The 24654-nt window shown below is 65.8% G+C and carries 23 protein-coding genes; 6 read left to right on the top strand and 17 right to left on the bottom strand.

What is annotated here, in order from left to right:
- Positions 1–3 precede the first annotated feature (3 nt).
- Genes ggt through EDE12_RS10220 form a run of 3 tightly spaced genes read left to right on the top strand, consistent with a single transcriptional unit; the run spans position 4 to position 2576 of the window.
- Positions 4–1674, top strand: coding sequence for a gamma-glutamyltransferase (ggt, locus tag EDE12_RS10230; protein ID WP_026598945.1), 1671 nt, complete (start codon positions 4–6; stop codon positions 1672–1674).
- 26 nt (positions 1675–1700) lie between these two features.
- The gene (locus EDE12_RS10225) at positions 1701–2132 is read left to right on the top strand and encodes a YeeE/YedE thiosulfate transporter family protein (protein WP_026598944.1); all 432 of its coding nucleotides are present in this window, start codon (positions 1701–1703) and stop codon (positions 2130–2132) included.
- 3 nt (positions 2133–2135) lie between these two features.
- A complete protein-coding gene (locus EDE12_RS10220) occupies positions 2136–2576 on the top strand; it encodes a YeeE/YedE family protein (RefSeq protein WP_026598943.1) in 441 nt (146 codons plus the stop codon).
- On the opposite strand, the gene EDE12_RS10215 is transcribed toward EDE12_RS10220, so the two are convergent.
- The 6 genes from EDE12_RS10215 to gyrB form a co-directional block, all read right to left on the bottom strand.
- Entirely contained in the window at positions 2551–4974 is a 2424-nt protein-coding gene (locus EDE12_RS10215; protein ID WP_026598942.1) for a glycosyltransferase, read from the bottom strand. The two genes, EDE12_RS10220 and EDE12_RS10215, sit on opposite strands and share 26 nt — an antisense overlap.
- A 2-nt stretch (positions 4975–4976) precedes the next feature.
- Complete coding sequence (locus tag EDE12_RS10210; RefSeq protein WP_026598941.1) at positions 4977–5825, bottom strand: aldose 1-epimerase family protein; 849 nt, start codon at positions 5823–5825, stop codon at positions 4977–4979.
- Positions 5826–5866: 41 nt separating this feature from the next.
- Positions 5867–6850 carry a GDP-mannose 4,6-dehydratase gene (gene gmd / locus EDE12_RS10205; RefSeq protein WP_024880421.1) on the bottom strand — a complete coding sequence of 328 codons (984 nt, stop codon included), beginning with the start codon at positions 6848–6850 and terminating at the stop codon, positions 5867–5869.
- A gap of 67 nt (positions 6851–6917) precedes the next feature.
- Positions 6918–8324, bottom strand: a complete 1407-nt coding sequence (locus EDE12_RS10200) for a mannose-1-phosphate guanylyltransferase/mannose-6-phosphate isomerase (RefSeq protein ID WP_026598940.1) — start codon at positions 8322–8324, stop codon at positions 6918–6920.
- A gap of 228 nt (positions 8325–8552) precedes the next feature.
- Positions 8553–8756 carry a DUF1289 domain-containing protein gene (locus EDE12_RS10195; protein WP_026598939.1) on the bottom strand — a complete coding sequence of 68 codons (204 nt, stop codon included), beginning with the start codon at positions 8754–8756 and terminating at the stop codon, positions 8553–8555.
- Positions 8756–11185 (bottom strand): DNA topoisomerase (ATP-hydrolyzing) subunit B, encoded by a 2430-nt coding sequence (gene gyrB, locus EDE12_RS10190; protein ID WP_026598938.1) that lies wholly within the window; start codon positions 11183–11185, stop codon positions 8756–8758. The genes EDE12_RS10195 and gyrB overlap by 1 nt, the downstream gene beginning before the upstream one ends.
- Positions 11186–11365: 180 nt before the next feature.
- On the opposite strand from gyrB, the gene EDE12_RS10185 reads away from it, so the two are divergent.
- Positions 11366–11626 carry an AbrB/MazE/SpoVT family DNA-binding domain-containing protein gene (locus EDE12_RS10185; protein ID WP_026598937.1) on the top strand — a complete coding sequence of 87 codons (261 nt, stop codon included), beginning with the start codon at positions 11366–11368 and terminating at the stop codon, positions 11624–11626.
- Positions 11623–12030, top strand: a complete 408-nt coding sequence (locus EDE12_RS10180; protein ID WP_026598936.1) for a type II toxin-antitoxin system VapC family toxin — start codon at positions 11623–11625, stop codon at positions 12028–12030. The genes EDE12_RS10185 and EDE12_RS10180 overlap by 4 nt, the downstream gene beginning before the upstream one ends.
- Positions 12031–12172: 142 nt before the next feature.
- Here the strand turns inward: EDE12_RS10180 and EDE12_RS10175 are convergent, their stop codons facing one another.
- From EDE12_RS10175 to EDE12_RS10125, 11 genes are all read right to left on the bottom strand, one after another.
- Positions 12173–12829 (bottom strand): HNH endonuclease signature motif containing protein, encoded by a 657-nt coding sequence (locus EDE12_RS10175; protein ID WP_166671849.1) that lies wholly within the window; start codon positions 12827–12829, stop codon positions 12173–12175.
- 423 nt (positions 12830–13252) lie between these two features.
- On the bottom strand, positions 13253–14530 hold the full coding sequence (gene glp / locus EDE12_RS10170) for a gephyrin-like molybdotransferase Glp (protein WP_051592507.1): 1278 nt from the start codon (positions 14528–14530) through the stop codon (positions 13253–13255).
- Entirely contained in the window at positions 14523–15011 is a 489-nt protein-coding gene (gene moaC / locus EDE12_RS10165; RefSeq protein WP_026598935.1) for a cyclic pyranopterin monophosphate synthase MoaC, read from the bottom strand. Before moaC ends, glp begins: the two co-directional genes overlap by 8 nt.
- Entirely contained in the window at positions 15012–15836 is an 825-nt protein-coding gene (trpC, locus tag EDE12_RS10160) for an indole-3-glycerol phosphate synthase TrpC (RefSeq protein WP_026598934.1), read from the bottom strand.
- A gap of 117 nt (positions 15837–15953) precedes the next feature.
- Entirely contained in the window at positions 15954–16967 is a 1014-nt protein-coding gene (gene trpD / locus EDE12_RS10155) for an anthranilate phosphoribosyltransferase (protein ID WP_026598933.1), read from the bottom strand.
- Positions 16968–17055: 88 nt separating this feature from the next.
- The gene (locus tag EDE12_RS10150; RefSeq protein ID WP_024880414.1) at positions 17056–17667 is read right to left on the bottom strand and encodes an aminodeoxychorismate/anthranilate synthase component II; all 612 of its coding nucleotides are present in this window, start codon (positions 17665–17667) and stop codon (positions 17056–17058) included.
- A gap of 121 nt (positions 17668–17788) precedes the next feature.
- Positions 17789–18880, bottom strand: coding sequence for a site-2 protease family protein (locus tag EDE12_RS10145; RefSeq protein ID WP_026598932.1), 1092 nt, complete (start codon positions 18878–18880; stop codon positions 17789–17791).
- Between the two features lie 163 nt (positions 18881–19043).
- On the bottom strand, positions 19044–19556 hold the full coding sequence (locus EDE12_RS10140) for a MarR family transcriptional regulator (RefSeq protein WP_018266040.1): 513 nt from the start codon (positions 19554–19556) through the stop codon (positions 19044–19046).
- A 207-nt stretch (positions 19557–19763) separates the two neighbouring features.
- Positions 19764–20327: a DUF6163 family protein gene (locus EDE12_RS10135; protein WP_024880412.1), complete on the bottom strand. Its 564-nt coding sequence runs from the start codon at positions 20325–20327 to the stop codon at positions 19764–19766.
- Between the two features lie 23 nt (positions 20328–20350).
- A complete protein-coding gene (gene trpE / locus EDE12_RS10130; RefSeq protein ID WP_026598931.1) occupies positions 20351–21868 on the bottom strand; it encodes an anthranilate synthase component I in 1518 nt (505 codons plus the stop codon).
- A gap of 5 nt (positions 21869–21873) precedes the next feature.
- Entirely contained in the window at positions 21874–23784 is a 1911-nt protein-coding gene (locus EDE12_RS10125; RefSeq protein ID WP_026598930.1) for a SurA N-terminal domain-containing protein, read from the bottom strand.
- Between the two features lie 248 nt (positions 23785–24032).
- Between EDE12_RS10125 and EDE12_RS10120 the strand changes: the two genes are divergently transcribed.
- Positions 24033–24464 (top strand): hypothetical protein, encoded by a 432-nt coding sequence (locus EDE12_RS10120; RefSeq protein ID WP_026598929.1) that lies wholly within the window; start codon positions 24033–24035, stop codon positions 24462–24464.
- Positions 24465–24654: the final 190 nt, after the last annotated feature.

The following is a 24654-nucleotide window of genomic DNA, read 5'->3' as shown; positions in this document are numbered from 1 at the left end:
CGAATGCGATCTATTCTTGCTCTCTGCTTTTCCGCTCTCGCCTTCGCCGCCGCCGCCGAGCCGGTCGCGACCGGGCGGCGCGGAATGGTGGTGAGCGAGCATCATCTCGCCAGCGACATCGGGCTCGACATATTGAAGGCGGGCGGCAACGCCATCGACGCCGCCGTCGCCGTCGGCTATGCGCTGGCCGTCGCGCATCCGTGCTGCGGCAATCTCGGCGGCGGCGGATTTCTGCTGGCGCAGCTGCCGGGGCAGGGCGCGCGCTTCCTGGATTTTCGTGAGACCGCGCCCGCGGCCGCCGGCGCCGATCTCTTTCTCGACGCGAAGGGCGCCGTCGACAAGGATGCGAGCCGCAACGGCTATCGCGCCGTGGCGGTTCCGGGGACGGTGATGGGCCTCGAGACCGCCCACGCCAAATACGGCCGCCTGCCGCGCGAGAAAATCATCGCGCCGGCGATCGCGCTGGCCGAGCAGGGGTTTGTTCTCGAGGAGGCCGATATTCGCGTGCTGCGCGCGGCGACGCGGCTGAAGGACAATCCCGCGGCGGCGAAGATTTTTTCCCGCGCCGACGGCTCGCCTCTGCAGGCGGGCGATCGGCTGATTCAGAGCGATCTCGCGCGTTTGTTGCGGGAGATCGCGGCGCAGGGGCCGCGCGCCTTTTATGAGGGGCGCATTCCGCAGGCGATCGAGCGCGCCGCGCATGCCGAAAATGGCGTGATCGCGGAGCAGGATTTCGCGATCTATGAGGTCATGGAGCGCACGCCGATTCATTGCGTCTATCGCGGCTATGATTTCTATTCCGCCGCGCCGCCGAGCTCGGGCGGCGTCGCGCTGTGCGAAATATTGAACATTCTCGAAGGCTATGATCTCGCCGCGCTCGGCTTTCACACGCCGCAATCCTCGCATCTTCTCGTCGAGGCGGAGCGTCGCGCCTTCTTCGATCGCAATAATTCGCTCGGCGATCCCGACTTCGTCAGCAATCCCGTCGCGCGTCTCACCTCGCGATCCTATGCGGCGGAGCTGCGCGCGAGCATTTCTCCCGATCATGCGACGCGCTCCGTCGATCTCGCGCAAGGCGCCGCGCCGCGCGAGCGTTTGCAGACGACGCATTATTCCATCGTCGACGGCGAGGGCGGCGCGGTCTCCGTCACCTATACGCTCAACGGCTATTTCGGCGCGCAGGTGATGGCGCCCGAGACGGGCGTGCTGCTCAATGACGAGATGGATGATTTTTCCGCCGCGCCCGGCGCCGCAAACGGCTTCGGCCTCGTGCAGGGAAGCGCCAACGCCATAGCGCCCGGCAAAAGGCCGCTCTCCTCCATGTCGCCGACCATTGTGATGAAGGATGGCAAGGTCGCGCTGGTTCTCGGCAGCCCCAATGGGCCGCGCATCATCTCGGTGACGCTGCAGACGGCGCTCAATGTCATCGATCATCACATGTCGCTGGCGCAGGCGGTGGCGGCGCCGCGCCTTCATCACCAATGGCTGCCGGATGTCGTGCTGTCCGAGCCCGGCGCGCTCTCGGCGGAGACGCGCCGGCGGCTCGAGGCGATGGGGCATAGAATAGAAGATCACGCGCCCTTCGGCGCATCGGAGGCGATAGAGATCAGCGAAGGCGCGATGACCGGCGTCAATGATCCGCGCTCCGCGGCGGGATCGGCGCGCGGCTATTGAGCCGAGGCGGGGAACGGGGGACGAGGATGCAGATCGATTGGGCCAATTTCACGCCGTGGAGCGCGGCGGCGGGCGGCGTTGCGATCGGGCTGGCCGCCGGCCTCCTGATCCTGCTGCTCGGACGCATAGCGGGGATCAGCGGCATTGTCGCCGGGCTGCTGCAACCCGTAAAGGGCGATGCGGCCTGGCGCCTCGCCTTCGTCCTCGGCCTCTTCGCATCGGCCGCGCTTCTACGTCTTCTCGGCGCGGTGCAAACGCCGATCTTCGACATAGGCTATGGCGCGACCATCCTCGCCGGATTGCTCGTCGGCTTCGGCGCGCGGCTCGGCGGCGGCTGCACCAGCGGGCATGGCGTCTGCGGCCTGTCGCGCCTGTCGCCGCGCGCGCTCGCCGCGACCGCCGCCTTCATGACGAGCGGCGCGCTCACTGTTTTCATTCTGCGTCACATAATGGGTTGAGCCATGACGAGATCGACCATAGCCGCTTTCGCCATCGGCCTGTTGTTCGGCCTCGGACTCCGCGTCTCCGGCATGATTCTGCCGAGCAAGGTGAAAGGCTTTCTCGACATAGCCGGCGCTTGGGATCCGTCGCTCGCCTTCGTCATGGGCGGCGCCATAGGAGTCGGGCTGATCGCCTTTCGCTTCGCCCGAACCCGCTCGCGCGCGCTGCTCGGCGATGAGATGCGCCTGCCGACGAGCAAGGCCATAGACGCGCCGCTGCTGCTCGGTTCGACCATATTCGGCGTGGGCTGGGGGCTCGGCGGCGTCTGTCCCGGACCGGCGATCGTCGATCTCGCCTTTCTCGATCCGCAGATCATCCTCTTCGTCGTCGCCATGCTAGCGGGCATGGCGCTCGAGAAGAGCGCGCGCGGCCTGCTCAGCGGAACGCGCCGCGACGCATGATCTCCTTTATGCGCGCGTCGAGCCGTTGCGCGAAAGCGTCGGTCGAGAAGCGCGTCTCGGCGAGCAGGCGCGCCGCGGCGACCTTGGCCTCGCGCGCCGCGCGGTCATGGAAGACGGCGCGCATCGCCGCGACAGCGCCCGTGTGATCGGGCTCCGCCCAGAGCTGATCGCCGCGCATGCGCGGATATTCGCCAGGACCGACCGGAACGAGGCGATAGGGCGTGAGAAACGCCGTGCGATCGTCGCAAAATTCCATATTGCCGGAATAGGCGGTGGCGATCACCGGCGTCTCCAGCGCCATCGCTTCCAGCATATGATAGCCGAAGCCCTCGGCGCGATGCAGCGAGACATAGCAATCGGCGCCTTCGATCAGCGCCATCTGCTCCTCATCGTCGAGAATGCGATCGACGAGCGCGATACGATCGCATTCGGCCACGACATTGCGAATGGAGCGCCACACATCCATCTCGCGCGGCGCGCGCACGCGATCGACGCTATGCGTCTTGATGACGAGCTTGACTTTCGCCTCGTGCGGAAAGGCGGCGAGAAAGGCGCGCATCACGCCGAGCGGATTCTTGCGATAGACGCCGGAGAGCGCATCGCAGGAGGCGAGAAAGACGAATTCGTCGGCGCGCGCAATGTCCGCATAGGCGAGCGTGCGCGCCGCCGCGCGACCCTTTTTGCGCACGGGCCGCGCCGATGTGCCGACCGTACGAGTCGGCCGATGGACGGCCAGCGTATCTTTTGTGAAGTCCGAGGCCGACCAGAGCTCGTCGACGAGCGTCAGGCCGAGCATTTGCGCCGGATGCGGCGTCGCCATCTCGAGATAGGGAAAGCCGATGAGCCGGCCCTCGGACCATATGTCCGGCAGATAGGCGATGGCGCTCGGCAGCTCCTCGAGATTGAGATGGAGAATATTGATCTTTGCGCGTTGCAGCGTCGTCGGCAGCGGCGCGGCGTCTTCGCGAATGCGATTGGGATAATCGAGAGTGAAGTCACAGAGCCGCAGCGAATAATCGAGGCGCTCGAGCGCGGCGGCGAGCGCGCGGCAGCTGTCCGCTATGCCGAGCTGCCGGCTGAAAGGGCCGATGAGCTGAATGTCCACGCTCTCGCCGCCCGGCGCCGGCAGCGTCGCCGAATGCGCGCGATGGCCGGAGGGCGTGCGCGAACGAAAGCTCCGCGCGCCGAAATCATAGCCCAGTGTCTCGATCGCGGTGCGCCAATGCGCGATATCGACGCCGCGGGCGCCGAAGAGGCGTCGCGACTCTTCATCGAAGGGCGCGGCGCCCGCCTGCGGCGTCAAAAACGTCTCGAGCCAATCTGGCGGAATAAAGCGCAGATAATGCGGCGCGCGAGCGGCGAAGAGAAGCACGGCGAAATAGGCCGCGCGCCGCTCGCTCTCCTGCGCGAGATCGGCGCCGCGCAGAATCGGATGCGCGTCGAGAAAGCGCGTCATGAAAACAGAGAGCGGGAAGCGCGCGCCCGTGTCCTCATGTGAGCGCAGCAGCGCCTCATGCGCCGGCGCGATGAGGCAATCCTCGACATTGAAGGCGGCGGCGCCGTAAGCGGCCCAGCGGAATATCTCCTCGAGCCGCGCATCCGCGCTCGCATCTCGAGGCGTCTGCGTGAAGAGGCGCATCGCCCGGCTCGGCGCGAGGCGATCCTGCGCCGTCGGCCCTTCATAGAGAAAGTCTATGTCGCGCGCGGAGAGCGGTATGCGCAGAGGGCGGCGCGCGCGGCCGTAGAATTCGACATAATGCGCGAGAAAAGCCTCGCGATCGGCGATCGAGACGGTCGCATCGAATTTATCGGCGAGGTCCCATTTGTAGCGATTTTGGTCGAGATAGGCGCAGAGCGTCTCGCCGAGAATAGGCGGCGGGGCGGGGACGGGCGTCGGCGCGAACAAAAGCTCCGTCCTGCGCAGAGGCGAGCGCGCGGCGCGCGCGGCGTCGTCGCCGGCGAGGGCTCCGTCGCCAAAGGCGCCTGCGAAAGTCGCGCGCAGATAATCGTCGCGGCCGAGGCGACGCGCGAGGAGCGGGCGCCCTTCCGTCGCGGTCAGCTCGAGCGGTGTTTCGGCGAGGGCGAGGACGCGAATTCGCGTCTCGGCGCTGCGCAGGAGAGCGGACGGAATTTTGACGTCGAAGCCGTGGCGGCCGTCGCCGAAACCATGGGCGGCGAGATCGTCGCGCGGCCGATCCGCCAATTGTTGGGCGACGAAGACGCCATCGGCGAAAATATCGACGAGCACGCGCCGGCCCGAATGGGCGGGACAATAGGCCCAGCCGTGAACGACGCCATCGGCGGCGCCGTCCAGCCGGCCGACGATGTCGAGATCGCCGGTCGGAAGGCCGAGCGAGCGCCGCAGCAGCTTGATCGCATGGCGCTTGGCGACGCCCATGCTCAGTCTATCTCTATGCGCAGAGTGAAATCGCGCGTCTCGCCGGGGCGCGCATGCGCGATGCCGGGCTTCTCGTCGAGCTGGCCGGCGAAGCCGACCGGCGAATCATAGCCATGCCACGGCTCTATGCAGAGGAAATCCGCGCCCGGCTTGGACCAGAGGCCGAGATGCTGGAAGCCTTCCCAGGCGATTTGCACGGATCGTCCGCTGCCGCAGCAATAAACGAGGCTTTTGCTCGCCAGAGTGTCGAAGATGATCGCGTCATCGGTGAACAGCTCCTCCCGCAGCGGCAGCGTTCGCCCCTCGACGGGCGAATCCTTCATGCGGCCGAGAAGCCCGCCGGTGAGCTTGCGGATCGGCGCCGGCTCATGGCGCTCGAAATTTATGCGGCTCTGCGCCTTGGGGGCGTCGCCGAGCGGCCAGCAAAAGGCCGGATGCGCGCCGATGGAAAAATGCATGTCCGCGTCGCCGAGATTGGTCACGCCATGGCGAATGTCGAGACGCGGACCGTCGAGGGTGAATTCCACCTCGAGCAGAAACTCGAAAGGGAAAACCGCGCGCGTCGCGTCGCTGGCGCGCAGCGCGAAACGCGCCGAATGCGGAGAGGCCTCGACGATGGAGAACAGGCTGTCGCGCGCGAAGCCGTGCTTCGTCATCGCATAGCTGTGGCCGCGATAATCATAGCGGTCCTGCGCCAGCCGGCCGACGATCGGAAACAGCAGCGGACTATGCTTGGGCCAGCTCGGCTCGCCGGCCCAGAGATAATCCACGCCGTCGCGCGTGCGCAGCGATTGCAGCTCCGCGCCTTTCGTAGAAATGAAAGCGGCGAGGCTGTCCGAGGACAAGGCCACGCCGTCTCGCTGCTCACTTTTCGACCCGGTCACGTGCGCCCTCAGGCTTTCGCCTGCTTCAGCCGCTCGAGATCGGCGTCCACCATCTCGCGGATGAGCTGGTCGAGCGAGGTCTCGGGCGCCCAGCCCAGCGCCTTGCGCGCCTTGCTCGAGTCGCCGAGCAGAATATCGACCTCCGCCGGGCGGTAGAATTTCGGATCGATCACCACATGCGCCTCCATATCGAGGCCCGCATGCGCGAAAGCGATGCGGCACATGTCGCGCACTGTGGTGGTGACGCCCGTCGCCACCACATAATCGTCCGGCGTCTCCTGCTGCAGCATCAGCCACATGGCCCGCACATAATCGCGCGCATGGCCCCAGTCGCGCTTGGCGTCTATGTTGCCGAGGCGAAGCTCCTTGGCGAGGCCGAGCTTTATGCGCGCCACGCTGTCTGTCACCTTGCGGGTGACGAATTCTATGCCGCGCAGCGGGCTCTCATGGTTGAAGAGAATGCCCGAGGAGGCGTGCATGCCGAAGCTCTCGCGGTAATTGACCGTGATCCAATGGCCGTAGAGCTTGGCGACGGCGTAAGGCGAGCGCGGATAGAAGGGCGTCTTCTCGCTCTGCATCGGCTCCTGAATGAGGCCGTACATCTCGGAGGAGGAGGCCTGATAGAAGCGCGCGCCGGGGGCGCCGAGGCGCAGCGCCTCGAGCACATTGGCGACGGCGACGGCGGTGATGTTGGCGGTGAGAATGGGCTGGCGCCAGGAGGAGGCGACGAAGGATTGCGCGGCGAGATTGTAGACCTCGTCGGGCTTCACCTCCTGGACGATGCGCAGCAGGCTGGAGAGATCGCCGAGATCGCCGTCGAGCAGCTGCACGTCATTGGCGACGCCGAGCCAGCGCAGGCGATGGTCCTCGACGCCGCGATGCGAGGAGCGGCGGATCACGCCATAGACTTCATACCCTTTGCCGAGCAGAAGCTGTGCGAGATAGGCCCCATCCTGTCCGGTAATGCCCGTCAGCAGCGCGCGTTTCGTCATGCACCCCTCTTAATTCAATCCACTTTCGCGGCTTTCAACATCGGCCGAGCGGCCGTCTATAGACGATCTAGGCGCGGCTATACAAATCGGCGAGGCGCACGATATCGTCCTCGCCGAGGTAGGAGCCGGTCTGCACCTCGATGATCTCGAGGTCGATCTTGCCCGGATTGCTCAGGCGATGAATGCAGCCGATCGGCAGATAGACCGACTCGTTCTCATGGACGAGCAGCGTCTCCTCGTCGCGGCCGACTTCGGCCGTGCCCTTGACGACGATCCAATGCTCGGCGCGATGAAAATGCTTCTGCAGCGACAGGCGCGCGCCCGGCTTCACCACAATGCGCTTCACCTGATGCCGATCGCCGGAATCGACCGATTGGTAGAAGCCCCAGGGGCGGAAGATGCGCTTGTGCTCGCCCGCCTCGCGGCGGTTCTCGCGCTTCAATTGATCGACGAGCTGCTTGACATTGTCGCCATGCTCGTGACCCAGCACCAGCACCGCATCCGGCGTCGTCACCACAATGACGTCGTCGACGCCGACGACGGTCGTCAGCGTCTCGTCCGAGCGCACATGCACATTGCGCGAATCGCGCACGACGCCATTGCCGCGCACAGAATTGCCCTGTTCGTCGCGCTCGGTCAGCTCCCACACGGCGCGCCAATTGCCGACGTCCGACCAGCCTATGTCGGCCTCGATCACCGCGGCCTTGCGCGTCTTCTCCATCACGGCGTAATCGATGGAGGTCTTGGGCGCGCGGGCGAAAGATTCTGCGTCCAGCACCAAAAAATCGAGATCGCTGCGGCCGGCGTCGATCGCCTTTTCCGCCGCATCGGCGATCGCCGGCTCGAATTGCGCGATCTCCGCCTGCATCACATCGGCGCGGAAGATGAAATTGCCGCTGTTCCACAAATAGCCGGCGTCGATATAGCGCTGCGCGGTCTCGCGATCGGGCTTCTCGACGAAGGCCTCGAGGTTGAAAACATCGCCGGCGATGCGCTCGCCGGTGCGAATATAGCCATAGCCGGTTGCCGGATTGTCGGGCTTGACGCCGAGCGTGACGATATAGCCGTCCGCGGCGGCGGCCGCCGCTTTTTTGCACAGAGCGACGAGGCCTCGTGGGTCGCGCACGACATGATCGGCGGCGAGCACGACGACGATGGTCTGCGGCGAGCGGCGCGCGGCGACGCCGGCGGCGACGGCGACCGCGGCGGCCGAATCACGCCGGGTGGGCTCGAGGACGACATCGGCCGAGGCGCCGATGGCGCGCAGCTGATCGGTGACGAGGAAGCGATAATCGGCGTTGGAGATGATGACGGGCTTGTCGAACGCCTCGTCCGACAGCGTCTGAATGGTCGTCTGGAAGGTCGACAGCTCGCCGACGAGCGGAATGAATTGTTTCGGGAGCGTCTCCCGCGATTCTGGCCATACGCGCGTGCCTGCCCCGCCGCACATTATGACCGGCAGAATTTTCGTCATGTCTCGCCTTTCGGTCGAGGGATGAATTGGCGGCGGCAGGTCGCGAGAGGGAAGAAGTTTTCTGGAATACAATCAAAAAGATCGAGCGCTTTTTCGCGCAGGTCCCGTTCCTGCGGCCGTCCGCCGGCGATTGGATCAGCTATAGGCTGAACGCTCCGCCCTTGGCAAGTGGGCGCCCCGCCCAGCCTTGCGAAACCCGCGCCGCGCAGCCGAAGGCGTTCTTCTGCTTCATGACCGCTTCGGCTGCGGCGAGGCGTGAGGCTCTTTCCGCAAGCGCGCGCGTCGCGCCGGCAGGGCGGCGAGAATGCGCTCGCGCTCCGCCTCGGAAGCGTCGCGCCAGCCGGCGATCTCGGCCATCGTCCGCGCGCAGCCGATGCAAAAGCCGGTCGGCTGGTCGATCTTGCAGATTTTGACGCAGGGCGTTTCGGCCATCACACGTCCAAATTCGCGACGTTCAGCGCATTCTCCTGGATGAACTCACGGCGCGGCTCGACGATGTCGCCCATCAGCTTCACGAAAATATCCTCGGCCTCCGCCGCCTCTTTCACCTTCACCTGCAAGAGCGAGCGCACCTCGCGGTCGAGCGTCGTCTCCCACAATTGCTCGGCGTTCATCTCGCCGAGGCCTTTGTAGCGCTGAATGGTGAGGCCCTTGCGGCCCTGCGCCGCCATTGCGTCATAGAGCGCGAGCGGGCCGGAGAGCGCGGTCTCGTCGCTGCGCCGCGCCAGCGCCGCCGGGCCGGCAAAAATTTCGCGCAGGCTCTCGGCGCGCTCCTGCAGCTTGCGCGCCTCGCTCGAGGCGAGCAGCGCCGCATCCAGCGTCACCGCTTGCGCGACGCCGCGCAAAGTGCGGTGGAAGACATAGCCGCCCTCGCGCAATTCGCCGGTCCAGCCGCGCTCGGTCTCCTCCGCTATGGCGTTGAGGCGCTCGGCGACCTCGGTCGCTTTCGCTTCGTCGGGCGGCGATTGCAGCGCATTCGCCATCGTCGCCTGCTCCACCACATTGCGGTCGTAGCGCGAATGCAGGCTGCTCATGATGGTGCGGAACGAACGCGCATCCTCGAGCGCGGCGCGCAAATCCTTGCCGGCGCGCTCCTCGCCATTGCCGCAGCGGAGCACGGCGCCGTCGAGCAGCGAGTCGATGAGATAATCCTCGAGCGCGCGCTCGTCCTTCAAATATTGCGTCGATTTGCCCTTCGTCACCTTGTAGAGCGGCGCCTGCGCGATGAACACATGGCCGCGATCGATCAGCTGGGGCATCTGCCGATAGAAGAAGGTGAGGATCAGCGTGCGAATATGGGCGCCGTCGACGTCGGCGTCGGTCATGATGATGATCTTGTGATAGCGCAGCTTGTCGGCGTTGAACTCGTCGCGGCCTATGCCGGTGCCGAGCGCGGTTATCAGCGTGCCGATCTGCTCGGACGACAGCATTTTGTCGAAGCGCGCGCGCTCCACATTGAGAATCTTGCCGCGTAGCGGCAGCACGGCCTGAAACTCACGATTGCGGCCCTGCTTGGCCGTGCCGCCGGCGGAATCGCCCTCGACGATGAAGAGCTCGGCCTTCGCCGGATCGCGCTCCTGACAATCGGCGAGCTTGCCGGGAAGGTTGGCGACATCGAGCGCGCCCTTGCGCCGCGTCAGCTCGCGCGCCTTGCGCGCCGCCTCGCGCGCGGCGGCGGCCTCGCAGACTTTGGAGACGACGCTCTTCGCCTCCTGCGGATGCTCCTCCAGCCATTGGTCGAGCAGCTCGTTGACGACATTCTCGACCGCCGGACGCACCTCGGACGAAACGAGCTTGTCCTTCGTCTGCGAGGAGAATTTCGGGTCCGGCACCTTCACCGAGACGACGCAGGTGAGGCCCTCGCGACAATCGTCGCCGGTCAGATCGACCTTCTCGCGCTTGGTGAGGCCGGAGCGCTCGGAATAGCCGGTGATCTGCCGCGTCAGCGCGGCGCGAAAGCCCGCCAGATGCGTGCCGCCGTCGCGCTGCGGGATGTTGTTGGTGAAGGCCAGAATATTCTCGTGATAGGAATCGTTCCACCACAGCGCGACTTCGACATTGATGTGCTCGCGCTGGCCGTGGATGAGGATCGGCGCGCCGATCAGCGGCGATTTGGCGCGATCGAGATAGCGCACGAAAGCCTCGAGCCCGCCCTCATAATAGAGGTCCTCGCGCCTTTGTTCCGCATGGCGCGCGTCGGTGAGCACGATGTGCACGCCCGAGTTCAGAAAGGCGAGCTCGCGCAGGCGATGCTCTATGGTCGCATAATCGAACTCGACGACGGTCTTGAATGTCTCGAGCGACGGCAGGAAGGTGACTTCCGTTCCGCGCTTGGGCTTGCCGTCCTCGATCGGCGCGGCGCCGACCGCGACGAGCGGCGCGACGGAATCGCCATTGGCGAATTCCATGAAATGCTCGCGCCCTTCCTGCCAGACGCGCAGCTTCAGCCAAACGGAGAGGGCGTTGACGACCGAGACGCCGACGCCGTGCAGGCCGCCCGAGACCTTGTAGGAGTTCTGGTCGAATTTGCCGCCGGCGTGCAGCTGAGTCATGATGACCTCGGCCGCGGAGACGCCTTCCTCCTTGTGAATGCCGGTCGGGACGCCGCGGCCATTGTCGGTGACGGTGCAGGAGCCGTCGGCGTTCAGCGTCACGGTGACGAGAGTCGCATGGCCGGCGAGCGCTTCGTCGATGGCGTTGTCGACGACCTCATAGACCATGTGATGCAGGCCGGTGCCGTCATCAGTGTCGCCGATATACATGCCCGGGCGCTTGCGGACGGCGTCGAGGCCGCGCAGCACTTTGATCGAATCCGCGCCATATTCTTGCGGCGTGGCGGCTCCGTCTTCGGTGTCGGTCATGCGGGTTTGGGCTCCTCGGGCAGGGCGGGATGACGGCTCGATTCGATAGCATTGTTTTTACCGCGAAAGACGCGGAGAAAGCACGAAAAACCGAGCGGCGCGCCGGCTCGGCGGTCGAATTGACCAATGTGTCGGCGCGCGATATCTATCATGTAGTAGATATCATACGGAGTTGCAACGATGAGCGGCACAGCCAAGCTCTTCATGCATGGCCGCAGCCAGGCTGTGCGCCTGCCCAAGGACTGCCGTTTCGAGGGCAAGGAGGTCAAAGTCACCAAGATCGGCGACAAGGTGATTTTGGAGCCGCTTCACGAGGGGCCTTTCGATGTCGAGGCGTGGTTCGCGCGGCTCGACGCTCTCGGCGCGCTCGACTTTCTGCCCGATGGCCCGCCGGAGGATCCGCCGAGCGCTCCCGATCCGCGCAAATTCATCGACGAATGATCTGCCTCGACACCAATGTCGTCATAGCGGTGATCAACCGCCGCGACGCCGATGTCGCGCGTCGCATGGGCGAGGCGCTGACGCAGCGCGTCGAGATCGGCCTGCCCGTCATCGTTTTGTACGAGCTTCGCTACGGCTATGCGCGCAGCGATAGAAAGCCTCATATGGAAGCCTTGCTCGCAGAGTTTCTCTCGCCGGGGATCGCTGTCCTGCCTTTCGAGGAGGAGGACGCGCGTCACGCCGGAGACATTCGCGCCGATCTCGAAAAAACGGGGCGGCCGATCGGCCATTATGATTATCTCATCGCCGCGCAGGCGCGCCGCCGCGGCGCGATATTGGTGACGGCGAACGGCCGCGAGTTCGCGCGCGTGCCGGGGCTGATGGTGACGGATTGGGCGGGCTGACGGCTGCGCGCGCATGAACGGGGGAGATAGGCGCCCGCCACGAGCAGCGTGGTGGATGGATGGGACTAGCTTGATCGGCTGGACATGGCCCTAATGCGACCTTCGTGTGCTCTGGACGCCGACTGCATCGTTGCCAACACGGTCACAGCATGGGGCCTTCCCACGCATGAGCGCTATGGTGATGGCGTAAGGACTCCACCGAAGGTCGATGCTCAGGCTTGCTAGGCAGCCAAGCCTTCTCACCATGCAAAGCGACGGACGATGTCTGATCCGACGCCGTGTATGGTCCGTCCTGTGCGTGCGGATCAGAATAATGAATCGTTCCGCTGATGCCCAGTGTCATCCACCCACAGTCAAATAGCCTGTGGTGATTTGCGCATAATAGAAGTCCGTTTGCTGGGTCCAAACGCTGCAGGTGCGTAGCTTCCGTCCATGGCACAATGTGCGCTGCCTCAAGCGCCTCCTCGAAAGAAAGTCCACAGAATGCACATTGTCCGTCATAGGCTCTCATCAGAGCTAAACGGAATATACGTTGTAAGACCCCGCGCACTTTAACCCTCGAGTAAATCTCCTTACGTCGGCTTTCAGTTCCCAGCAATATGGCATCGACAAGGGCGGTTTCGGTCGTTCCATCGCGTGCGTAGTCGAAGGGGTTCGGCACGTTGCTCCAATCGAACTGAAAAACCTCGTCGAAAGCCGTTTCTAACTCGTCGTCCGGGCGGGCAACAAATCCATGACCTGGAATGCCTGACTGTGCATTGACGATGAGCACATTCAGCGCTGGCAGACGTTCGACCATGCAGTATTCTTGGATTTCGCCCGCTACGAACCGAATTGCGCGATGATGAATTCCGATTCTGAGAGCGAGTTCGCCATAAGTGATGGTAGAGCGCTGCTTCGCACACTTACATAGGATAGGCCAAGCGCGGGCCGCCCTTTGCGTATGATTAACAGCCATTCAATCCTCCATAGAACGAGGATCATCATCAGGACGTCGTAGCAAATGTCAAATGACAGTTCCGTCCTCGCTTGCTCCCGAGGCCCGCTTCTGGCGCAACGCCGTCCCAGAAAGACAGGCGACGGCCTCGCAATATCTCGCACAAAGCCGCCGAGTCTCCCTCATGCTGAGGAGCCCGCGACGCGGGCGTCTCGAAGCGCGCGGAGCCATTCGGTCCGCCTTCTGGAGCCCCTCGTGCTTCGAGACGGCGCCTGCGGCGCCTCCTCAGCATGAGGGGGATCGTTGGTCCTCTCGGCCGGGCGCCTCGGCGACGAAAGCCCCTGGCAAGCGCAAGATCCGGCAGGGGCCGCCCGCCGCCACAGCGCCATCGCCCGCTTCGCGGATGAGCAGCGCCTGCGAGCGCGCCAGCTCGGTCAGCAGCGAGGAATCCTGCAAAGCCTGCGGCGTGGCGGTGAGCCGCCCCTCGGCGTCGCGCGTCAGCGTCGCGCGCATATAGTCGCGGCGGCCCTTATTGGGCTTCAGCGGCGCGCCGGCGACGGCGGCCTCGGTCTCGTCCGCCCCCGCGCGCGGATCACCTTGCAGCGTGCGAACGAGCGGGCCGAGGAAGACCAGCGCGCAGACGAAAGCCGCGACCGGATTGCCCGGCAGGCCCAGAATGCGCGCCTCGCCCAGCGTTCCATGGATCAGCGGCTTGCCCGGCCGCATGGCGATGCGCCAAAAATCGAGCGCCATGCCCTGGCGGGCGAGGGCCGGCCGCAAGAGATCGTGATCGCCGACCGAGGCGCCGCCCAGCGTCACCACAATATCGGCCTTGGCCGCGCGCGCCTGCTCCAGGCCTTTTTCCAGCTCGGCGATGTCGTCGCGGAAAATGCCGAGGTCGATCACCTCTGCGCCGGCGGCTTCGGCGATGGCCGCCACCGCATAGCCATTGCAGGCGATGATTTGCGCCGGGCCGGGCTCGGCGCCGGGCGGAACCAGCTCGTCGCCCGAGGCGATCAGCGCCACGCGCGGGCGCCGCGCCACGGGAAGCAGCGGATGATTGATGGCGGCGGCGAGCGCCAGCTCGCTGGGGCCGATGCGCGTTCCGGCGAAGAGGGCAGGGTCGCCCTCGCGAAAATCGAGCCCGCGCTCGCGAATATGCCGGCCGGCCGGGGGCGGGGAGGCGGCGCCGACGCCGGAGGCGTCGATCGTGGCGTCCTCCTGCAGGAGGATCGTATCCGCGCCCTCGGGAACCGGCGCGCCGGTGAAGATGCGCACGGTCTCGCCGGCGCCGAGGGCCAAGTGATAGCCATGGCCCGCGGCGCTCTCGCCGACGAGCTTCAGACGCGCGCCGGGCGCTGAAAGATCGGCGGCGCGTAGCGCATAGCCGTCCATGGCGGAGACCGCGACCGGCGGCTGCGTGCGGCGCGAGACGAGATCCTTCGCCAAAGTGCGGCCGAGCGCCTTGGAGAGCGAAACCTCCTCTTCGCCCGAGAGCCGGGTCGCGCCGGCGAGCACGCGGGCGAGGGCCTCGTCCACGGACAGCAATTTGTCGTCAGCCATTTTTGTCCATTTCGTCGCGGCGCCATTCGCCAGAGCGTCCGCCGCGCTTCTCGACCAGCTCGATTCCCTCGATGCGCATGCCGCGATCGACGGCCTTCAGCATGTCGTAGATCGTCAATAAAGCGACGCCGACCGCGGTCAGCGCCTCCATTTCCACGCCGGTCTTGCCCGTGACCGAAACTTCCGCCGTCGCGCGCACGCCGGGAAGGCTGGCGTCCGGCTCGAGATCGACCGCGATCTTGGTGACGGGCAGGGGATGGCAGAGCGGGATCAGCTCATGCGTCTTCTTGGCCGCCATAATGCCGGCGACGCGCGCGACGCCGAACACGTCGCCTTTCTTCGCCTGCCCCTCGACCGCGAGAGCGAGCGTCGCGGCGTCCATCACGATCTGTCCGCGGGCGATGGCGACGCGCTTCGTCTCCGCCTTGTCGGAGACGTCGACGATATGCGCTTCGCCCTTGTTCGAGAGATGCGTCAGCATCTATGCGCGCGCCCGCCTGTGATCGCCCTTGACCGAGCCATGCAGCAGCTCGCGCGTCGCTGTCGTCACATCGTCCTTGCGAATGAGGCTCTCGCCGACGAGGAATGTGAAGACGCCGGCCTTCTCGAGCCGCAGACAATCCTCATGGCTCGTTATGCCGCTCTCGGCGACGATGATCCTGTCCTTGGGAATGCGCTCGACGAGCCGCTCTGTCGTCTCCAGCGTGACGTCGAACGTATGCAGATTGCGATTGTTCACGCCGATGAGCCGCGTCTCCAGCGCCAGAGCGCGATCCAGCTCTTCCTCATTGTGAACTTCGACGAGAACATCCATGCGCAGATCATGCGCAGTGGTGTTGAGGCGCGCGGCCTCCTCATCGGAGACGGCGGCCATGATGATCAAAATGCAATCGGCGCCATGGGCGCGCGCCTCGAACACCTGATAGGGGTCGTAGAGGAAATCCTTGCGAATCGCCGGCAGATTTACCGCCTTGCGCGCGGCCTCGAGATCCTCGAGCTTGCCCTGGAAGGAGGGGCCGTCGGTCAGCACCGAGAGGCAGGCGGCGCCGCCGGCCTCATAGGCGCGCGCCAGCGCCGGCGGATCGAAATCCTGACGCAGCACGCCCTTGGACGGGCTCGCCTTCTTGATTTCCGCGATCAGCGCGATGCGCCCCTCGGCGAGCTTGGCCTCGATCGCATGGACGAAGCCGCGCGGGGGATCGTGGTCGCGCACATTGCGCTCGAGCGTCGCCAGCGGCATGCGCACTTTGGCGTCGTTGATCTCGGTCCGCTTATAGGCTTCGATCTTGCTCAGAATGTCGGTCATGCCGCTTGTGGTCCTTCGCGCCTTCAAGAGGTTTTCTACCACGAAGACACGAAGGACACGAAGCATTTCCCGCCAGCGCGGCGGCGCGCCGCAGTCTTTTCGGGCGGCGCGGCGCCTTCACGCATTGGAGACGCGAATGAGCGCCTCGAGCTTCGCCTGCGCGGCGCCGCTGTCCAGCGCCCGCGCGGCGAGCTGCGCGCCTTCGCGAAGATCGGCCGCCGCCCCCGCCACCGTCAGCGCCGCCGCGGCGTTGAGCACGGCGATATCGCGATAGGCGTCGCGCGCCCCGGCCAGCACGGCCCGCAGCGCGCGGGCGTTATGGGCGGGATCGCCGCCGACGAGCGCCTGCGGCTCCGCCCGCGCCAAGCCGGCCTCCTCGGGCGAAACTACGAAGCCTCTGACGGCGCCGTCCTCGAGCGCGACGACGAGAGAGGGCGCGGTCGTCGTCAATTCGTCGAGCCCGTCCTCGCCATGGACGAGCCAGACGCGCTTGGAGCCGAGCTCCGCCAAGACGCGCGCCAGCGGCTCGAGCAGCGCGCGCGAGGAGACGCCGAGCAGCTGCTTTTCCACCCGCGCCGGATTGCACAACGGGCCGAGCAGGTTGAAAATCGTGCGCAGGCCGAGTTCCCCGCGGACTGGCGCGGCATGGCGCATGGCGCGGTGATGCGTCGCCGCCGCCATGAAGCAAATACCTGTTTGCGCGAGGCAAATTGCGGCATGCTCGGGCGTGACGCCGACCTTGACGCCGAGTTCCGCCAGAACATCGCTGGCGCCGGAGCGCGAGGAGGCGGCCCTTCCGCCATGCTTGGCGACGCGCACGCCGCAGCCGGCGACAATGATCGCCGCGAGCGTCGAGACATTATAGGTGCCGGCGCCGTCGCCGCCGGTCCCGACAATGTCGATCGCATCTTCCGCGCCCGCGACCGGCGCCATCGCCGCGCGCATGGCCTCCGCCGCGCCGATGATTTCGTCCACCGTCTCGCCGCGCTGGCGCAGGCCCATCAGAAAGGCGCCGAGCTGCGCCGGCGTCGCGCCGCCTTCGAGCACGGTCGAGATCGCCGCGCGCGCCTCCTGGCGGGAGAGCGTCGCGCCGGCGGCGAGGGCGGCGAGATAGGGCTTGAGGTCGGTCACGGCCGAAGATCTCGGTTGAAGGATGCGAGCCTGAAGGCTCGCGGTCCAAGGCGGGCTCTGGACCGCGAGCCTTCAGGCTCGCAGCGATTCACGCGACTTTGGCGGGGCGTCGCGTCGCGTTCCACTCCTGCGCGAGATCGAGGAAATTGCGCAAAATCTTGTGCCCATGCTCCGAGGTGATGCTCTCGGGATGGAATTGCACGCCATGCACGGGCGCGCTCTCATGCGAGAGGCCCATGATGAGCCCATCCGGCGTCTCGGCGGTGACGCGCAGGCAGGAGGGCAAAGTCTCGCGCGCGACGATCAGCGAGTGATAGCGCGTCGCCTGGAACGGCCCCTCTATGCCGCGGAAGATCGTCTCGCCCTTGTGCAGTATGGTCGCCATCTTGCCATGCACGGGCAGGGGCGCGCGGATCACATCGCCGCCGAAGGACAGGCCGATGGACTGATGGCCGAGGCAGACGCCGAAGATCGGAATTTTCGCCCAGGCCGCCGCGATGAGATCGAGGCAGATGCCCGCCTCCTTGGGCGTGCAGGGGCCGGGCGAGAGCACGATCGCCTCCGGGCCGGCGGCGAGCACTTCGGCGACCGAGACCGCATCGTTTCGCTTGACCGTCACCTCGGCCCCGAGCGAGCCGAAATAATGCACGAGGTTGAAGGTGAAGCTGTCGTAATTGTCGATGAGCGTGACTTTTGTCATTCGCGCTTGGGTCCGGTTCTCGGCGGCGTGGGCTTGCTCTCCCACCGCGGCTCGATTTTTTCGGCTCTTCGGCCGCTCAAGTCAATTCATTCGCGCCCGCTCGGCTGGGGAGCCGGCTCCTCTAGTCGCGCCGGCCCAGCCGCCAGTCCGGCCGCAGATTGGCGATCAGCATGATCTCGCCGATGCTCTGGCGTGTCAGCAGGCCGACCAGCGCGCCATCGGCGCCCAGCACGCCCATGGCCGAGGCTCCGGCGAATTTTTCGATCGTCTCGTCGAGCGGCGCAGCCGCGCTCACGGTGGGGGCGTCGCGTTGCACATGGGGCGCGATCGGCGCGCTGCGGTCGTCGGCCTTCAGCGCCTCGATTATGTCCGAGCGGTCGAGCAGACCCATGAAGCGGCCATCCGCCGCGACCACCGGAAACTGATCCTGCGAGGTGGCGAGCAGAGTCTCGACCGCCTCGCCGAGGTCGGCGCCCCAGGCAATAGCGGCGATGCGGGTCTCCATCGCGTCGGCGACGGTGAGGCCGCGCGCGGCTTCGCTCGCCACGGTCATCTGCGCCTCGCCGCTGGCGGCGATGTAGACGAAAATGGCGATGAAGACGAGCATGGGGTTGCCGAACAGCCCCAAAAAGCCGAGCGCGAAGGCGAAGCCCTGGCCGATGGAGGCGGCGATGCGCGTCGCCTTTCCGCGCGGCAGCCACATTGCGAGCGCCGCGCGCAGCACGCGGCCGCCGTCCATGGGGAAGGCCGGGATCATGTTGAACAGCGCCAGAAACAGATTTGCGGCGGCGAGACGCGCGAGGACATTGAGATGCGGATCGTCGAGCTGCGTCAGCGTCTCCGGCTGGAAGGCGCCGAGCGCAACGAATAGGACTGTGGCGATGACGATGTTCACCGCAGGCCCCGCGAGCGCGACGAGCAATTCCTGAGAGGGTTTTTCCGGCATATGGTCGAGATTGGCGACGCCGCCGATCGGCAGCAGCGTGACCTCGGTCGAGAGAATGCCGAAGCGCCGCGCCATCAGAATATGACCGAACTCATGCAGCACGACGCAGGCGAAAATGAGCGTGATGAAGATCACGCTGTCGCGCGCTGCTTGCACGCCGCCGCTGCGATAGGCGGAAAAGCCGATCCAGGCGAGCAGCAGCAGAAAAGTGATGTGAATGCGGACGGCCGTGCCCTTGAACGAGCCGAGCGTGAGCGACCAGCGCATGGAAGAGGCCTCGCTATCGACGTGACGTCCGCGACGGTTCCTCATAGCAGAAATCCGCGACATTCGGCCAGGAATCCGCGATATGCGGCCAAGAAAAAGGGCGATCGACGCGTGAAGCGAAGATCGCCCGAGTGGAGCGGAGAAAGTCTAGGAGGAGGAAGCGTCAGAGGCGATAGCGAATCTGATCCGTCCAGAAGCGCTCGAGGCGCGTCAGGGCGGTGTTGACGGTGCGGAACTCGGCGGTGGAAACGCCGCCGATCTGCTCCACCGTGGTCGCATGCTTCTCGTAGAGGGCTGCGACGATATCATGAACCTCCTTGCCCTTGGGCGTGAGGCTGATGCGCACGGAGCGACGATCGACGCGCGAGCGGGCGTGGTGGAGATAGCCCATCTCGACGAGCTTCTTGACATTGTAGGAGACGTTGGAGCCGAGATAATAGCCGCGCGTGCGCAGCTCGCTCGCGGTGAGCTCCTTGTCGCCGATATTGTAGAGCAGGAGCGCCTGCACGGAATTGACGTCGCCGCGATTGCGGCGGTCGAACTCGTCTTTGATGACATCGAGCAGCCGGCGGTGCAGACGCTCCACCAGAGTGAGGGATTCGAGATAGATCGGACGAATTTCGTTGATCTTCTCCGAGCGGACCTGCGCCGCCTCGGTCTTCGACGCCGTATTCATGAACAAGCTCCGTCTCGTCTTTTGCGCCGGATATTCGAAAGTCCGGTCCGTGTCTCGATGGACCAGAACCTATCCGCCGCGAATGAAGACCGCTTTAAACAACAGCCTGAATCCGTCGTTTACTTCCACTACCGTCGATGCGGTAAATGGGTGGTGAATCAAATCGTTAGAATTGTATTAGCCGTGTCGCGGCGTGAGCCGCGCGCCTCACCGGCCGAGCCGGGCGAGAAGCGCGCGCGCCTGCCGTTGCAGGCGGCTGAAGCGGCCGTCGACGGCCTCGGCCTCGGGACCGCGCCGCCGGCGGCGCTTCTCGCGCAGGCGCTGGGCCTCATAATCGCGGCCGGCCTCGAAGGTGAGGAAGAAATAGAGGCCGATGAGCGCGAGATCGAGGGCGATGAGCCAATAGCCGCCGGCGAAAAACCCCGGCACGCTCAAGGTCACGAAGATTTGCGCGCCGGCGATGAGCAGCCACAGCACGCCGCCCCAGGGCGTCGCCAGCCAGAGCCCGACGCCGGCGACGAGATCGAGCACGGCGAAGAACACGACGGCGATGGCGGCGTTGGTCGGCGTCTCGTCGAATATGGGCTTGCTCGCGGTGAGCACGATGACCCATTGCATCACGCCCTGCAGCAGCCAGAATAGCGCCATGACGCGCATGAACAGCGTGAGCATATGGCCCCAGCGCGCCGACTGCCCCGCCGCGCCCGCGTCGCCGAGACGGATCGGCCGGTGCGGGTCGTCCGCCTCCTCATAGAGCGTATGCTCGGTCACGCGCCGCCTCTTTCGCTCCGGCTCTACTGCCCGCGCCGCGCGCGCGTTGCGAAGCGCACGGCTTCCTCGGCGGCGCGGAACAGCGCCTTGGATTTGTTCACCGTCTCGCGATGCTCGTAATCGGGATCGCTGTCATAGACGACGCCGGCGCCCGCCTGCACATGCATCTTTCCGTCTTTCACGATCGCCGTGCGCAGCACGATGCAAGTGTCCATCTGCCCGCCGGCGCCGAAATAGCCGATGCAGCCGCCATAAATGCCGCGCTTGTCCGTCTCCAATTCGTCGATGATCTCCATGGCGCGCACCTTGGGCGCGCCGGAGACCGTGCCGGCCGGAAAGCCGGCGGCGAGCGCGTCTATGCAGTCGCGCGCGGGATCGAGCGCGCCTTCCACATTGGAGACGATATGCATCACATGGCTGTAGCGCTCGATGGTGAAGCTGTCCGTCACCCGCACGCTTCCCGTCGCGGCGACGCGGCCGACGTCATTGCGTCCGAGATCGAGCAGCATCAAATGCTCGGCGCGCTCTTTCTCATCGGCGAGAAGCTCGGCGGCGAGGCGCTCGTCCTCCGCCTTCACGGCGCTGCGCCAGCGCGTGCCGGCGATGGGGCGGATCGTCACCTTGCCTTCGGCGACGCGCACCAGAATCTCCGGCGATGAGCAGACGATCTGGAAATCGCCGAAATTGAGAAAGCACAGAAAGGGCGCCGGATTGACGCGGCGCAATGCGCGATAGAGCGCGAAGGCCGGCAGAGCGAAAGGCGCGGTGAAGCGTTGCGACAGCACGACCTGAAAGATGTCGCCGGCGCGAATGTAATCTTTGGCGCGCTCGACCATTTCCAGGAAACGCCCGGGCGCCGTGTTGGAGACCGGCTCCTCGGCGAGAAGATGCGGATCGGCCTCCGCCTCGCGCTGCTCGAGCGGCGCCTCTAAGGTCGCGACCACCAAATCGAGCCGCGCGAGCGCCGCCTCATAAGCGGCCTGGGCGGAAACGCCGGCCGCCGGGCGCGCGGGCGTCACCACGATGATCTCGTCGCGCACATTGTCGAAGACGACCATGACGGTCGGCCGCAGCAAGATCGCGTCGGGCACGCCGATCTTATCGTCCTTGGCCGGGGCGAGGCGCTCCATCAGCCGCACAGTGTCATAGCCGAGATAGCCGAACACGCCCGCCGCCATGGGAGGCAGATGCGCGACCTCGTCGATCTCAGATTCGGCGAGCAGCTCGCGTAGCGCATCGAGCGGCGGTTTCGCGCAGGGCTCGAAAGCATTCGCGTCACGCAGCGCGCGGCGATTGATCTCGGCCTTCTCGCCATGGATGCGGAACACGACGTCGGGATCGAGCCCGATCATCGAGTAGCGGCCGCGCGCGGCGCCGCCCTCCACCGATTCGAGCAGGAAGACATTGGCCGTCCGCGCGCGCGTCAGCTTCAGATAGGCCGCGACCGGCGTCTCCAGATCGGCGACGAGCCGCGTCGCCACCAGCGACGCGCGGCCCGTCTCATGGGCGGCGGCGAATTCGTCGAACGAAGGTTCGGACAATGCGCTCACTGGTTCTGTTCCGCTCCGCCGGTCGCCGCCTGCAACGCATGCTCGTTGATCGAGACGTTGAAGACCTTCTCGAGCGCGCCGACATATTGCTCGAGAATATCATTGGTGAAGGCCGGCCGCAGCTGGTCCGCCGCCGCCTTCGCCTCGATGGAGGAGGGATCATAGGCCGGCGTCGATGCGCTCTTCACCTCGAAGACGAGGCGTCCGCCATCGACGGCGGCGGAGCCGGCGCCCTTGGACGCCACGTCGAAAATGGCGACGATGGCCGCGGTCGACAGTTCCGGATGCGGCGCGCGCTTCACATCGCTCACATGCCGGACCTCGGCGCCGGCGCCCTTGGCGACATCCTCTATCGCCTTGCCGCCGCGCAGCTCCGCGGTCAGCGCATCGGCGCGCTCGGTCAGCGCCTTCTGCTGCTTCTCTCCGCGCAAAGCGGTCTCGACGGCTTCCTTCACCTCGTCGAAGCTGCGCTGGCGCGCCGGCTCCACCTTGGCGATCTCGAACCAGACATAGCCGCCGTCGCGCGTCGGCACAGTGTCATTGTCGACGCCGACATCGGAGGCGAACACCGCCTTCAGCAGATCCTCGGAGCCGAAGAGGCCGGGAACGTTCTTGCCGGCGGGGTCGAGGCCGGTCGAATCCACAGCCTCTATCGTCGCGACATCGAGGCCGGCGGCCTTGGCGGCCTCGGCCAACGTCTTGCCGCCGGTGCGCTGATCCTCGATCGCGTCATGCAGCTTGCGCACGGACGGCGCCGAGCGCTCCTGCGCGATCTCGCGGCGCAGCTCCTCGGCGGCCTCCTCATAGCTGCGGGTGAAAACGCTGGGGATGATCTTCTCGACCTGCAATATCGCCGAGCCGAAAGCCGTCTGCAGCGGGCCGACGAAGCCCGGCTCGCGCGAGGCGAAGACTTTTTCGGCGATCTGCTTGTCGCCGAGGTCGTGCGCCTCGAGCAGGCCGAGGTCTATGTCCTTTTGCGAGAGCTTGCGCTCGCCGGCCAGCGCGTCGAAGGAGAGGCCGCCCTTCAGACGCTCCAGCGCCTTCTCGGCTTCGTCTTTCGAGGCGAAGAGAATCTGGCGCAAATGGCGCTTCTCCGCCGTGCCGTAACGCTTGGCCTTCACCTCGTCATAGAGCTTGCGGACATCGGCCTCGGCGACCTCCTGCGGCTTGGCGAGCGAGGCCGGCGTCACGGCGAGGAGCGCGAGCTTGCGATATTCGCGGGCCCGGAAGCTCTGCTCGCGATCGGCGAAATATTTCTTCAGCTCTTCCTCGCTCGGCTTGGCGATCTCGCCGACGGCGGAGGCGGGGAGCAGGAAGTAGTCGATCTCGCGGACCTCGTTGCGGAAGCGATGCAGCGCCTCCAGCACGAGGCGCGGCGGCTCCAGGCCGGAGACGATGGAATCGGTCAGCGCCTTGCGCAGATAGCTTCCCTTCTGCTCGAGGAGGAAGCTGCGCTCCGTATAGCCGGCGTCGCGAATGAGCTGCTTGAAGCGGTCGGAGTCGAACTTGCCGGTCGGCCCCTTGAAGACATTCTCGTCGCGGGTGAGGCGCAAGGTCTCGTCCTCGGAGATGGCGAGGCCGAGCGCCTTCGTCTTCTGGTCGAGGGAGAGATCGGTGATCATGCGCTGCAGCACCTGCTGATCGAGGCCGAAGCGGCGGGCCTCCTCATTGGTGATGGCGCGGCGGGCGCGCTGCTGCAGGCGGCGCAGCTCGTTCTGATAGGCGCTGCGATAGGCTTCGACCGAAATCTCGCCCGCGCCGACCTTGGCGAGGCGCGTGGAGGTGAAGCCGCGGAACACGTCGCCTATGCCCCACACCGCGAAGCTCAGCGCGATAAAGCCCATGACGAGCCCGAGGATGATGCGGCCGATCCGATGTTGCGAGGCGATGCGCAGGCCTTCCAGCATGATTTGGGGCTTCCCTTGGGCGTTGCGGGGCTCCGGCTCTTTACCTGATGATCGCGGCCGGAATTGGCGCGGACTATAGGTAGCGTCGCCTCCACTTGCAATCTTGCGCTCCGCCGCCCCTTCGGGTGGGCTCCAGCGCGGCGGGGCGCGACGAGAGCCGAGGGAACCGACCCGCGTCCCGCACGTTGTGACGCCCTGGGGGGCCGCCGCGGGACCTCACGCAGGGCTCGCGATACGGGAGTGTGCAAATGAACCTCACGAATCTGACAATGGGCGCGGTCGCGCTCGGATTGCTGGCCATCTCTCTACCGGCGATGACGGCTCCGGCGCTTGCTTTGCCCTCGGCGGTTCCGGCGCTCGCCGCCGGCGCGGCCTCAGATATCGCCAAGGCTCGTTATCAGGACTATCCGGGCTCGCGCGCCTCCAAGGCGGCGAAAGGCCGCTCCTCCGCCGCGGGCGGAAGCTGGTCGTCTCAGAAAAATTCCAAATATGGCAATGCCTCCGGCAAGGCGCGCGTCGCCGGCCAGAGCGGCTCGCAGGGCCGTTCGGCGATCCAGGGCCGCTCCTCCTCCAGCCAAGGCCGCTCCTACAATAATCAGTGGCGCTCCTCGGTCGGCGGCCATGGCATCGCGCCCTATAGCGACATTCCGCATCGCGCCATGAAGCAGCGCGCGCACTGACGAAGCGCTCTTCGAAACGCATCGTTCCGGCCGTCGGACGCGTCTCGCGCCGGCGGCCATTCGCGCTTAACGCGCCGTTAACCATGGGCGCGGACACTCGGACCACTGAGACATTGCCTCGGCGTCGCTCAGGAGGTCTCTCATGTCGATGGCAGCGCGCCGCGCAGCGCCCCCTTCGCGGCCCAATGGC

Origin of the sequence: Methylosinus sp. sav-2, assembly GCF_004366495.1 — a bacterium.
Taxonomy (GTDB): domain Bacteria; phylum Pseudomonadota; class Alphaproteobacteria; order Rhizobiales; family Beijerinckiaceae; genus Methylosinus.
Note: the sequence above shows the minus strand (reverse complement) of the source record. Positions and strands in the feature narration are given on the sequence as shown.